The following is a 12624-nucleotide window of genomic DNA, read 5'->3' on the forward strand; positions in this document are numbered from 1 at the left end:
CTTGGGGAAGGACTCCCGCCGATGGACCTCGACTTCACTCCCGCCCAGGAGGCGTTCCGCGCCGAGGCCCGCTCCTGGCTGCACGCACACGTACCGGCCGCGCCCCTCCCCTCCCTGGAGACCGAGGCGGGCTTCGCCGCGCACCGCGCCTGGGAGGCCCAACTCGCCGCGGACCGTTGGTCGGTGGTGTCCTGGCCGGAGGAGTACGGCGGCCGGGGCGTGGACCTCGTGCGGTGGCTGGTCTTCGAGGAGGAGTACTACGCGGCGGGCGCACCGGGCCGGGTCGGCCAGAACGGCATCAACCTGCTGGCCCCGACCCTCTTCGACCACGGCACGCGCGAGCAACGCGCGCGCGTGCTGCCCCCGATGGCGACCGGCGAGGTGGTGTGGGCGCAGGCGTGGTCGGAGCCGGAGGCGGGATCCGACCTGGCCTCGCTCACCTCGCGCGCGGTGCGCACGGGCGGAGGCTGGCTGCTGAGCGGCCAGAAGACATGGTCGTCGCGGGCGGCCTTCGCGGACCGCGCGTTCGGCCTGTTCCGCAGCGAGCCGAACACCCCGAAGCCCCAACAGGGCCTGACCTACCTGATGTTCGACCTGCGCGCACCCGGCGTCACGGTCCGCCCGATCGGCCGCCTGGACGGCAAACCGGCGTTCGCGGAGCTGTTCCTGGACGAGGTGTTCGTCCCCGACGACGACGTGATCGGCGAGCCGGGCCAGGGCTGGCGGGTCGCCATGTCGACCGCGGGCAACGAACGCGGACTCACCCTCCGCTCCCCCGGCCGCTTCCTCGCCGCCGCCGACCGCCTGCTCAACCTCTGGCAGGCGCAAGGAAGTTCACCCACGACCAGGGACCGGGTGGCCGACGCCGTGATCGGCGCCCGCGCCTACCAGCTCTTCACCTACGCCAACGCCTCCCGTTTCCTGGACGGCGAGTCCATCGGCCCGGAGTCCAGCCTGAACAAGATCTTCTGGTCCGAGTACGACATCGCGCTGCACGAGACGGCACTCGAACTGCTCGGCGAGGAGGGCGAGTTGGCGGACACGGACTGGGCCGAGGGCTATGTCTTCTCTCTCGCGGGCCCCATCTACGCCGGTACGAACGAGATCCAGCGCGACATCATCGCCGAGCGCCTGCTCGGCCTGCCGAAGGGCCGCCGCTGATGCGCTTCCTCCTCGACCCCGAACAGCGGGCGTTCGCCGACTCGTTGAACGCGATGCTGACGGCGGCGGACACTCCGTCGGTCGTACGGTCCTGGAGCCGCGGCGAGCATGCGAGCGGGCGGGCGCTGTGGCGCCGTATCGCTGAAGCCGGGGTGTTCGCGCTGGCGGTGCCCGAGGCGTACGAAGGGTTGGGACCCCGGCCGGTCGAACTCGCCGTGGCGTTCGTGGAGTTGGGGCGGCACGCGGTTCCGGGGCCGCTCGTGGAGACGGTCATGGCGGCCGCGCTGTTGACCGAACCCGGCTCGGCCAAGCGCCTGTTGCCCGCGCTGGCCTCGGGCGAGGTGATGGCCACGGCGGCGCCGACGGGATCGTACGCACTGGACGGTGACGTGGCGACGACGCGCCTGAGCTGGGACGGGGACGGGAACGGACTGCGGATGGCCCCTGGGCACGGGCCGGTGCGCACATCTCTGGACCCAGCACGCCGACTCACCCACCTCCTCCCCGGCGGTGAACTCCTCACCCCGGACCCGCCCTTGGTCCATGCCCTCACCTGGGCGCGTCTCGCCACCGCCGCTCAGGCCCTCGGCGTCGGACTCGCGCTGCTCGACAGGACGGTCACCTACGTCAAGCAGCGCACCCAATTCGGTGTCCCCATCGGCTCGTTCCAGGCGGTCAAGCATCAACTGGCCGATGCGAAGATCGCGTTGGAGTTCGCGCGGCCGATGGTCTTCGGCGCCGCGCTCACCATGACGGAGGCGGACGTGGCCGCGGCCAAGGTCATGGCGTGCGAGGCGGCGTACCGGACCGCCCGCACGGCTCTTCAACTCCACGGCGCGATCGGTTACACCGCCGAGTACGACCTGTCGCTGTGGCTGACCAAGGCCCGTGCTCTGCGCACGAGTTGGGGCAGCCCGGACGCATGCAGGGCGGCCGTACTCAGCGTTCCCGGTGACGTCAGTGCTGATGGTCGCCGCTCGTGAGTTCCTTGTACTCCTCCGTCGTCGGCTTCGGGATGCGGGCCTCGGATCCGAACATCGCCTTGGCGAGCCGGGCCCGTACCCGCTGCCCGCCCTTGACCTGCCGCTCTACGCCGTTCGCGTCGACGAGCGGGCCGATCGCGTACGGCGGTTCCTGTTCGTGCTGGGTGAGCCTGAACCGCTCGCCGGGGGCGAGGGGTTCATGGACCTCGACGTACTCGCCGTGCGGCAGCATTTTGATGAGGCCGGACTCGCGGCCGTGCAACACCTTGTCCTTGTCCCGGCGTTGGAGCCCCAGGCAGACGCGTTTGGTGATCAGGAACGCGGCGACCGGCATGAGGAAGAAGGAGACCCGTACGAACCAGGTGATCGCGTTGATCGATAGGTTCAGATGCATGGCCACGACGTCGTTGCCGCCGCCGATCAGCAGCACCGCGTACAGGCTGAGCCAGGCCACTCCGAGTCCGGTGCGCACAGGCATGTTGCGTGGCCGGTCCAGGATGTGGTGTTCGCGTTTGTCGCCGGTGATCCAGGCCTCGATGAACGGGTAGGCGCCGATGGCGGCGAGGATCAGCGGGAAGAGCGTGAAGGGGATGAAGACGCCCAACTCCAGTGTGTGGCCCCAGGCGTTGATCTCCCATCCCGGCATCACCCGGATCAGTCCCTCGGAGAAGCCGAGGTACCAGTCGGGCTGGGCGCCGGTCGTCACCAGGTCCGGCCGGTACGGTCCGAAGGCCCATACGGGGTTGATGCTGGCGATCCCGCCCATGATCGCGAGGACGCCGAAGACGAGGAAGAAGAAGCCGCCGGCCTTGGCCATGTAGACGGGCAGGAAGGGCATGCCGACCACGCTCTTCTGGTTCCGTCCGGCGCCGGGGTACTGCGTGTGCTTGTGGTAGAAGACCAGGATCAGGTGCGCGACCACCAGGCCCAGCATGATCCCCGGCAGCAGCAGGACATGGATCGGGAAGAGCCGCGAGATGATGTCGTGCCCCGGGAACTCCCCGCCGAACAGGAACATCGACATGTACGTGCCGACGATCGGCACGGACAGCATCGCGCCGTCCGCGAAGCGGATGCCGGTGCCGGACAGCAGGTCGTCGGGGAGCGAGTAGCCGGTCAGTCCGGTGAGGATGCCGAGGAACAACAGGGTCCAGCCGAACACCCAGTTGAGCTCGCGCGGCTTGCGGAACGCGCCGGTGAAGAACACCCGCATCATGTGGATGAGCATGCCGGCGATGAAGACGACGGCGGCCCAGTGGTGGATCTGCCGGATCAGCAGCCCGCCGCGCACGTCGAAGCTGATGTCGAGCGTGGACTCGAAGGCCCGGGTCATCGGGATGCCGTTCAACGGCGCGTACGAACCGTGGTAGATGACCTCGACGCCGCTGGGCTCGAAGAACAGGGTGAGATAGATGCCGGTGAGGATCAGGATGAGGAAGCTGTAGAGGCAGATCTCCCCCAGCATGAACGACCAGTGGTCCGGGAAGACCTTGCGCATATTGGACTTGGCGAGCGCGTACAGCCCGAGCCGCCCGTCCGCCCAGTCGGCGAGCTTCTCCCCTTTGCCGGCCTCGCTCGGCCGTCCGGTGCCCACCGCTCCGTTCACCGATCGTGTGCCGTCCATACGCTGGCCGCCCTCCCCGTCGGATCACCCCACAGGGTGCCACGAGGTCCGGGCTAAGCCAACGGTGCGTCAGCAGGCAATGACAGCCCGATCGCGGCGGTACGACCCCGGGCGTGCAGCACCGCGTCCTCGGCGCCCAACTGCACGGCGTCGTAAGGCCCGAGGGTCAACCCGGCCACTTCGGCAGCCCCGTCGAGCGCCACGACCAGAGCACCCCCGCCCAGCCGCAACCGCCCCCGCACGACAGCCACCGTAGGAACAACAGCCGTAGAGACCGCGCCCCGGCGCCACATGACGTTGAGGTTGACGACAGGACCGTCCAGCAACCTGCAGTCGGTCGGTACGTCACCCCTGAAGTCCCGTGGTTCGTAACGAGTGTTGACCAGCCACCGTTCGCCACCCACCGTCAGATCCATGCCCGCGCCCTCGACGACGGTGAGGGTCCGGTCGACGTCCGGGAAGGCCGAGAACGGCCCGTCCGCGCCGACCTCGGCCAGGCTCACCCGCCACGCGAAGTCGTCCATGCCCGCCCCCTCGGGCCAGGCGGCGATCTCCCGCGTCACACCGCCACCGTTCTTCCAGGGCACGGCAGTTCGCGCCGAGGCGGGCAGGAACTGGATCACTGGACGATCCCCCGCTCCTGGGCGGCCGCGAGCCACTGCGGGAACTCGCCCATCAGCCGGTCGTACAGCTCGTCGTCGGACATCTTCCGGGGATCCGAACCGGCCGGGAAGAAGCCTGCGTTGTCGATCACCCGCTTCTGCGGCACCGCCAACTCGTCCAGCCTGCGCAGGAATTCGAACTGCTTACTCCGCGCCTTGCCGAATCCGACGAACTGCCAGAACAGCGGAAGCCTCGCCGCCTTGCACAAGTACCGTTCCGCGGCGGCCTTGTTGCTGGGGCCGCCGTCGGTCTGGAAGACGACGAAGGCCGGGTCCTTCGCGCCACTGTCGAGGTAGTGGTCGATGACGGCATCCATGGCCAGGTGGTAGCTGGTCTGCCCCATGTGCCCGAGCCCGGAGACGATCCGCTCGATCCGCCCCTGGTGGTCGTCCAGGGCGATGTCCGTGACGGCGTCGATGTCCGTCGAGAAGAAGACGACCGGCACAGTCCCGTCGTCGTCCAGGTGCGCCGACAGCCCGAGCACCCGGTCCGCGAGCGCCTGCACACTGCCGTTCTTGTAATACGGCCTCATGGACCCCGAATAGTCGACCACGAGATAGACGGCCGCCCGCTGCCCGTCCAGCCCGTGCTTGCGCAGCGAGACCCCGGCGCTCTTGTACAGGCTGACCAGCGCGGGTGCGGTCTCCTCGACCTTGCTGAGCGAGATCGCGGCCACAGGGGCTCCCTTCGGATCAAGGCGAAAAGGCAGAGATTACGCCACGACGGTGCCACGAGAGCAATGTCCTCCCAAGCCCGGAATAACGGACGTAACCGCCCCTACGCTGGAGCCCATGAAACGCGTCGGCGTCCTGATCCTCGCCGCCGTACCCGTCGTCCTCGCAGCGACGGCCTACGGCTCCTCTCCCACCGCCCATGACGACCCGCGGCCCGGGCCCCCGTCGGCCGCGTCGCAGCGGAGAGCACCCGAGGGACTGGCTGCGCCGACCATGAAGAACCTCGCGCAGAAGCTCGTCGCCAGCGCCGAGAACTCCACCCTCGACTGGCACAGCGCGTACGCCTACGTCCAGGACATCGGTGACGGACAGGGCTACACCGCGGGCATCATCGGCTTCTGCACCGGCACCCACGACCTGCTCGTCCTGGTCGAGCACTACACCGCGGCCCACCCCGACAACGGCCTCGCCCGCTACCTCCCCGCCCTGCGCAAGGTCGACGGCACGGCCTCCCACGCGGGCCTGGACCCCGGCTTCCCGGCCGCCTGGCGCACCGAGGCGAAGGTCCCGGCCTTCCAGGCGGCGCAGGACGCGGAGCGCGACCGCATCTACTTCGACCCGGCGGTCAGCACCGCCAAGCGCGACGGCCTGGGCCTGCTCGGCCAGTTCATCTACTACGACGCGATCGTCTTCCACGGCCCGGGCACGGACGGCTTCTACGGCATCCGGGAGCGCGCGATGCGGCAGGCCAAGACCCCGGCCGAAGGCGGCTCCGAGAAGGCCTACTTGAGCGCCTTCCTCGACGTCCGGCGCGCCACGATGCGGGCCGAGCATCCCGGCATCGACACCTCCCGCATCGACACGGCCCAGCGGAAGTTCCTGAAGGAGGGGAACCTGGAGCTGCGGACGCCGTTGGTGTGGAAGGTGTACGGGGAGACGTACAAGGTGCCGTAGGGGGGGCGGGAGTTGGGCCCGAACATGCGGCGGCGCCTGCCGGGTCCGGTCGGGGACAAGGCAAGCGCCGTCGGGGGGTCTGAGGGTCTCCCCTCAGATGACCCGCCCGTACGCCTTTGTACGGGACGTCTTTTGATGAACCGTCAGACGGCGAACCGTCGGACCATGAACCGTCAGACCATCAACGCCCGGTCCGTCGGCCGGATCGGCGCCGGCAGTTCGCTCGCGCCGGTCAGGAAGCGGTCGACGCCGCGCGCGGCCGAGCGGCCCTCCGCGATCGCCCACACGATGAGGGACTGGCCGCGGCCCGCGTCACCGGCGACGAACACGCCGGGGACGTTGGTCTGGAAGTCGGCGTCGCGGGCGATGTTGCCGCGCTCGTCGAGGCCCAGGGCGAACTGGTCGATGAGGCCGTTCTGGCGGTCGGGGCCGGTGAACCCCATGGCCAGCGTGACCAGTTGGGCCGGGATCCTGCGCTCGGTGCCCGGCTTCTGGGTCAGCTTGCCCTCGACGAACTCGACCTCGACGAGGTGCAGCCACTGGACGTTGCCGTCCTCGTCGCCCTCGAAGTGGGTGGTGTTGACGGAGTAGACCCGCTCACCGCCCTCCTCGTGCGCGGAGGTCACCTTGTAGAGCATCGGGAAGGTCGGCCAGGGCTGCGCGACCGCGTTCCGCTCGTCGCCCGGCCGGGGCATGATCTCCAACTGCGTGACGGAGGCGGCCCCTTGGCGGTGTGCCGTACCGACACAGTCCGCGCCGGTGTCGCCGCCGCCGATGACGACGACGTGCTTGCCCTCGGCCGAGATCGGGGCGGTGACGTAGTCGCCTTCCTGGACCTTGTTGGACAGGGGCAGGTACTCCATCGCCTGGTAGACGCCGGTCAACTCCCGTCCGGGGACGGGGAGATCACGCGCGGTGGTGGAGCCGGCGGCGATGACGACCGCGTCGTAGCGCTTGCGCAGGTCGGTGGCCTTGAGGTCGATGCCGATCTCGATGCCGGTGCGGAAGCGGGTGCCCTCCGCGCGCATCTGCTCGATACGGCGGTTGATGTGCCGCTTCTCCATCTTGAACTCGGGGATGCCGTACCGGAGAAGGCCGCCGATGCGGTCCGCGCGCTCGTAGACGGCGACGGTGTGGCCGGCCCGCGTGAGCTGCTGGGCGGCGGCAAGGCCCGCCGGGCCCGAGCCGATGACCGCGACGGTCTTGCCGGAGAGGCGCTCGGGGGCCTGCGGGGCGACATCGCCCGTCTCCCACGCCTTGTCGATGATGGAGACCTCGACGTTCTTGATGGTGACCGGCGGCTGGTTGATGCCCAGCACACAGGCCGCCTCGCACGGCGCGGGGCACAACCGCCCGGTGAATTCAGGGAAGTTGTTCGTCGCGTGCAGACGCTCCGACGCGGCCGTCCAGTCCTCGCGGTAGGCGTAGTCGTTCCACTCGGGGATGAGGTTCCCCAGCGGACAGCCGTTGTGGCAGAACGGGATGCCGCAGTCCATGCACCGGCCGGCCTGCTTGCCGATGATCGGCAGCAGCGAACCGGGGACGTAGACCTCGTTCCAGTCCTTCAGACGGACGTCCACGGGGCGGGACTTGGCGACCTCGCGCCCGTGGTTCAGAAAGCCCTTCGGGTCAGCCATTGATCGCCGCCTCCATCATCTTCTCGGTGATCTCGGTCTCGGAGAGACCCGCTTGCTCAGCGGCGTCCTTGGCGGCGAGCACTGCCTTGTAGGCGCTGGGGATGATCTTGCTGAAGCGCTCCACGGACACGGTCCATTCGGCGAGCAGCTTCTCGGCGACCGTGGAAGCGGTCTCCTCGGCGTGCCGGCGCACCACGTCGTGCAGCCACTGCTTGTCGTCCTCGTCCAACTCGTGGACGGCGCCCGCGTTTCCGACGTTCACGTTGTCGGGGTTCAGGTCGATGACGTAGGCGATGCCGCCGGACATGCCCGCCGCGAAGTTGCGGCCGGTCTCGCCCAGGACGACCGCCCGGCCGCCGGTCATGTACTCGCAGCCGTGGTCGCCCACACCCTCGGAGACCACCGTGGCACCGGAGTTGCGGACACAGAACCGCTCGCCGGTACGCCCGCGCAGGAACAGCTCGCCGCCGGTCGCGCCGTAGGCGATGGTGTTGCCCGCGATGGTGGAGAACTCGGCGAGGTGGTCGGCGCCCCGGTCGGGACGGACGATGACCCGGCCGCCCGAAAGGCCCTTGCCCACATAGTCGTTGGCGTCGCCCTCCAGGCGCAGCGTGACACCGCGCGGGAGGAAGGCGCCGAAGGACTGGCCGGCGCTGCCGGTGAAGGTGATGTCGATGGTGTCGTCGGGCAGGCCCGCGCCGCCGAACTTCTTCGTCACCTCGTGGCCGAGCATCGTGCCGACCGTGCGGTTGATGTTGCGGATCGCGACCTGCGCGCGGACCGGCTGGGCGTCGGTGGCGCTGGACGCGGCGAGGGCATCGGCGGCGAGCTTGATCAGCTCGTTGTCGAGCGCCTTCTCCAGGCCGTGGTCCTGCTTGATGACCTGGTGGAGGGCGGCGCCGTCCGGGAGTTCGGGGACGTAGAACAGCGGGGCGAGGTCCAGGCCCTGCGCCTTCCAGTGGTCCACAGCGCGCTCGACGTCGAGCGTTCCGGCCTTGCCGACGGCTTCCTCGATGGTGCGGAAGCCCAGCTCGGCGAGGATCTCGCGGACCTCTTCGGCGATGAACTGGAAGAAGTTCACGACGTATTCGGCCTTGCCCGCGAACCGGTCGCGCAGCACCGGGTTCTGGGTGGCGATGCCGACCGGGCAGGTGTCGAGGTGGCAGACGCGCATCATGACGCAGCCGGAGACGACGAGCGGCGCGGTCGCGAAACCGAACTCCTCGGCGCCGAGCAGCGCGGCGATGACGACGTCACGGCCGGTCTTCAGCTGGCCGTCGGTCTGAACGACGATCCGGTCGCGCAGGCCATTCAAAAGGAGCGTCTGCTGGGTCTCGGCGAGCCCCAACTCCCAAGGTCCGCCGGCGTGCTTGAGAGACGTCAGCGGGGACGCGCCCGTACCGCCGTCGTGGCCGGAGATGAGCACGACGTCCGCGTGCGCCTTGGACACACCCGCGGCGACCGTGCCGACACCGACCTCCGAGACCAGCTTCACGTGAATCCGCGCCTGCGGGTTCGCGTTCTTCAGGTCGTGGATCAGCTGGGCGAGGTCCTCGATGGAGTAGATGTCGTGGTGCGGCGGCGGCGAGATGAGCCCGACACCGGGGGTCGAGTGACGCGTCTTGGCGACCCACGGGTAGACCTTGTGGCCGGGCAGCTGGCCGCCCTCGCCGGGCTTGGCGCCCTGGGCCATCTTGATCTGGATGTCGTCCGCGTTGACCAGGTACTCGGAGGTGACGCCGAAGCGGCCGGAGGCGACCTGCTTGATGGCGCTGCGCCGGGCCGGGTCGTAGAGCCGGTCCGCGTCCTCGCCGCCCTCACCGGTGTTGGACTTGCCGCCCAGCTGGTTCATGGCGATGGCGAGGGTCTCGTGCGCCTCCAGGGAGATGGAGCCGTACGACATGGCGCCGGTGGAGAAACGCTTGACGATCTCGGAGACGGGCTCGACCTCGTCGATGGAGATCGAGGGCCGGTCCGACTTGAAGCCGAACAGCCCGCGCAACGTCATCAGCCGCTCGGACTGCTCGTTCACGCGGTCCGTGTACTTCTTGAAGATGTCGTAGCGGTTGGTGCGCGTCGAGTGCTGGAGGCGGAAGACCGTCTCCGGGTCGAACAGGTGCGGCTCGCCCTCGCGGCGCCACTGGTACTCGCCGCCTATGTCGAGGGCGCGGTGCGCGGGCGCGATGCCGCTCGCCGGGTACGCCTTCGCGTGCCGGGCGGCGACCTCCTTGGCGATGACGTCGATGCCGACGCCGCCGATCTTGGTGGCCGTACCGCTGAAGTAGGCGTTGACGAACTGCTCGTCCAGGCCGACCGCTTCGAAGACCTGGGCGCCCCGGTAGGAGGCGACCGTCGAGATGCCCATCTTGGACATGACCTTGAGGACGCCCTTGCCGAGCGCGTAGATCAGGTTGCGGATGGCCTGCTCGGCCTCGATGTCGGTGAGGAAGGTGCCCGCGCGGACGAGGTCCTCGACGGACTCCATCGCCAGGTACGGGTTGACGGCCGCGGCGCCGAAGCCGATGAGCAGGGCGACGTGGTGGACCTCGCGCACGTCACCGGCCTCCACGAGCAGGCCCACCTGGGTGCGCTGCTTGGTGCGGATGAGGTGGTGGTGGACGGCGGCGGTGAGCAGCAGCGAGGGGATCGGCGCGTGCTCGGCGTCGGAGTGCCGGTCCGAGAGGACGATCAGGCGGGCGCCGTTCTCGATCGCGGCGTCGGCCTCGGTGCAGATCTCGGCGAGGCGGGCGGCGAGGGCGTCGCCGCCGCCGGAGACCCGGTACAGGCCGGAGAGGGTCGCGGCCTTCATGCCGGGCATGTCGCCGTCGGCGTTGATGTGGATGAGCTTGGCCAGCTCGTCGTTGTCGATCACCGGGAAGGGCAGGGTGACGCTACGACAGGACGCGGCCGTCGGCTCCAGCAGGTTGCTCGCGGGGCCGAGGGACGAGCGCAGGGAGGTCACGAGCTCTTCCCTGATGGCGTCCAGCGGCGGGTTGGTGACCTGCGCGAACAGCTGGGTGAAGTAGTCGAAGAGCAGCCGCGGGCGGGCGGAGAGCGCGGCGATCGGCGAGTCGGTGCCCATCGAACCGATGGGCTCGGCACCGGCCTTGGCCATCGGCGCGAGGATGACGCGCAGCTCTTCCTCGGTGTAGCCGAAGGTCTGCTGGCGGCGGGTGACCGAGGCGTGGGTGTGCACGATGTGCTCACGCTCGGGCAGGTCGGACAGCTCGATCTCGCCGGCTTCGAGCCAGTCGGCGTACGGCTTCTCGGCGGCGAGGCCGGCCTTGATCTCGTCGTCCTCGATGATGCGGTGCTCGGCGGTGTCCACGAGGAACATGCGGCCGGGCTGGAGGCGGCCCTTGCGGACGACCTTCGCGGGGTCGATGTCGAGGACGCCGACCTCGGAGCCGAGGACGACGAGGCCCTCGTCGGTGACCCAGTAGCGGCCGGGGCGCAGGCCGTTGCGGTCGAGGACCGCGCCGACCTGGGTGCCGTCGGTGAAGGTGACGCAGGCCGGGCCGTCCCAGGGCTCCATCATCGTGGCGTGGAACTGGTAGAAGGCGCGGCGGGCCGGGTCCATGGAGTCGTGGTTCTCCCACGCCTCCGGGATCATCATCAGCACGGAGTGCGGCAGCGACCGCCCACCGAGGTGGAGCAGTTCGAGCACCTCGTCGAAGGACGCGGAGTCGGAGGCCTCGGGCGTGCAGATCGGGAAGATCCGGTCGATCTTCTCCTGGTCTCCGAAGAGGTCGGAGGCGATCTGGGACTCGCGGGCCGCCATCCAGTTGCGGTTGCCCTTGACCGTGTTGATCTCGCCGTTGTGCGCGACGAAGCGGTACGGGTGGGCGAGCGGCCACGACGGGAAGGTGTTCGTGGAGAACCGGGAGTGCACGAGCGCGATCGCGGAGGCGAAGCGGCGGTCGGACAGGTCCGGGAAGAAGGGCTCCAGCTGACCGGTGGTGAGCATGCCCTTGTAGACGATGGTCCGCGCGGACAGCGAGGGGAAGTAGACGCCGGCCTCGCGCTCGGCGCGCTTGCGCAGCGCGAAGGCCTTGCGGTCGAGGTCGATGCCCTGGGTCTGCCCGTCGCTCACGAAGACCTGACGGAACAGCGGCATGGTGGAGCGGGCCGTAGCACCAAGGAGTTCGGGCGCGGTCGGAACCTCACGCCACCCGAGAACCGTGAGGCCTTCTTCTACGGCGATCGTCTCAACCTGCGAGACGATCGCGTCGGCGCCGTCCTCGGGCAGGAAGGCGATGCCGACCGCGTATCCACCGGCGGCGGGGAGGTCGAATCCGGCCACCTCGCGGAAGAAGGCGTCCGGCACCTGGGACAGGATGCCCGCGCCGTCGCCGGAGTCGGGCTCGGCACCGGTGGCACCGCGGTGCTCCAGGTTGCGCAGCACGGTGAGCGCCTGCTCGACCAGCGCGTGGCTCGCCTCGCCGGTGAGGGTGGCCACGAAGCCGACGCCACAGGCGTCGTGCTCGTTGCGGGGGTCGTACATACCCTGCGCGGCAGGGCGAGCATCCATGAAGGACCAGTTCTGGCCATTCGCGGTGTGCTGGGACGGCTGGCGCGGCGTACGCATCGGCTCTCCCGTCGTCGTCGTGGCATATGCATGGGCATAGGGACGACGTTGGCCCTCTGCGGGTAAGCGCAAAATTTCGTGCAGGTTACATGATGGAACGGTTCTCGGGAACCGGATACTCCGTTCCAACATGCGGACGCCACGGGGTCGCGGCGGTGCACCGCACAAGCGGTGGAGGTGAAGGGGACCAAAGCGGACAGATCGATGTCCGTCGGTCCATGGCAGAGGGAGCGTCGTAGCCCATCCCGCGGGTGCGCCGCGAGCGTCATTGCCCACAGCGCTTACGGCTCATGCCCAGTGGTTAAGCGTTCGAAACCAGCGAGTAACGGCTACTTATGCG

The 12624-nt window shown here is 69.2% G+C and carries 8 protein-coding genes; 3 read left to right on the forward strand and 5 right to left on the reverse strand.

Features of this window, described 5'->3' with window-relative positions:
* Positions 1-21 precede the first annotated feature (21 nt).
* Together SPR02S_RS37975 and SPR02S_RS37980 are read left to right on the forward strand one after the other, a co-directional pair.
* Positions 22-1161 carry an acyl-CoA dehydrogenase family protein gene (locus SPR02S_RS37975; RefSeq protein WP_019062255.1) on the forward strand — a complete coding sequence of 380 codons (1140 nt, stop codon included), beginning with the start codon at positions 22-24 and terminating at the stop codon, positions 1159-1161.
* Positions 1161-2144 (forward strand): acyl-CoA dehydrogenase family protein, encoded by a 984-nt coding sequence (locus SPR02S_RS37980; protein WP_019062256.1) that lies wholly within the window; start codon positions 1161-1163, stop codon positions 2142-2144. Before SPR02S_RS37975 ends, SPR02S_RS37980 begins: the two co-directional genes overlap by 1 nt.
* Here SPR02S_RS37980 and qcrB read toward each other — a convergent pair.
* Genes qcrB through SPR02S_RS37995 form a run of 3 tightly spaced genes read right to left on the reverse strand, consistent with a single transcriptional unit; the run spans position 2119 to position 5107 of the window.
* Positions 2119-3768, reverse strand: a complete 1650-nt coding sequence (gene qcrB, locus SPR02S_RS37985; protein WP_019062257.1) for a cytochrome bc1 complex cytochrome b subunit — start codon at positions 3766-3768, stop codon at positions 2119-2121. The genes SPR02S_RS37980 and qcrB overlap by 26 nt on opposite strands.
* 53 nt (positions 3769-3821) lie before the next feature.
* A complete protein-coding gene (locus SPR02S_RS37990; protein WP_019062258.1) occupies positions 3822-4391 on the reverse strand; it encodes a HutD/Ves family protein in 570 nt (189 codons plus the stop codon).
* Positions 4388-5107 (reverse strand): vWA domain-containing protein, encoded by a 720-nt coding sequence (locus SPR02S_RS37995; protein WP_019062259.1) that lies wholly within the window; start codon positions 5105-5107, stop codon positions 4388-4390. The genes SPR02S_RS37990 and SPR02S_RS37995 overlap by 4 nt, the downstream gene beginning before the upstream one ends.
* 115 nt (positions 5108-5222) lie before the next feature.
* On the opposite strand from SPR02S_RS37995, the gene SPR02S_RS38000 reads away from it, so the two are divergent.
* A complete protein-coding gene (locus SPR02S_RS38000) occupies positions 5223-6059 on the forward strand; it encodes a chitosanase (RefSeq protein ID WP_019062260.1) in 837 nt (278 codons plus the stop codon).
* A gap of 173 nt (positions 6060-6232) precedes the next feature.
* Here the strand turns inward: SPR02S_RS38000 and SPR02S_RS38005 are convergent, their stop codons facing one another.
* A complete protein-coding gene (locus SPR02S_RS38005) occupies positions 6233-7696 on the reverse strand; it encodes a glutamate synthase subunit beta (RefSeq protein ID WP_019062261.1) in 1464 nt (487 codons plus the stop codon).
* The gene (gene gltB / locus SPR02S_RS38010) at positions 7689-12284 is read right to left on the reverse strand and encodes a glutamate synthase large subunit (protein ID WP_078623119.1); all 4596 of its coding nucleotides are present in this window, start codon (positions 12282-12284) and stop codon (positions 7689-7691) included. The genes SPR02S_RS38005 and gltB overlap by 8 nt, the downstream gene beginning before the upstream one ends.
* Between the last annotated feature and the right edge of the window lie 340 nt (positions 12285-12624).

This window comes from Streptomyces prunicolor NBRC 13075 (assembly GCF_000367365.1).
GTDB classification, from domain to species: Bacteria; Actinomycetota; Actinomycetes; order Streptomycetales; family Streptomycetaceae; genus Streptomyces; species Streptomyces prunicolor.

Bases quoted from the DNA above. Each gene is read 5' to 3' on its own strand.
- SPR02S_RS37980 (WP_019062256.1), top strand. From the start codon at position 1,161: ATGCGCTTCCTCCTCGACCCCGAACAGCGGGCGTTCGCCGACTCGTTG.
- SPR02S_RS38005 (WP_019062261.1), bottom strand. From the start codon at position 7,696: ATGGCTGACCCGAAGGGCTTTCTGAACCACGGGCGCGAGGTCGCCAAG.
- gltB (WP_078623119.1), bottom strand. From the start codon at position 12,284: ATGCGTACGCCGCGCCAGCCGTCCCAGCACACCGCGAATGGCCAGAAC.
- SPR02S_RS37975 (WP_019062255.1), top strand. From the start codon at position 22: ATGGACCTCGACTTCACTCCCGCCCAGGAGGCGTTCCGCGCCGAGGCC.
- qcrB (WP_019062257.1), bottom strand. From the start codon at position 3,768: ATGGACGGCACACGATCGGTGAACGGAGCGGTGGGCACCGGACGGCCG.
- SPR02S_RS38000 (WP_019062260.1), top strand. From the start codon at position 5,223: ATGAAACGCGTCGGCGTCCTGATCCTCGCCGCCGTACCCGTCGTCCTC.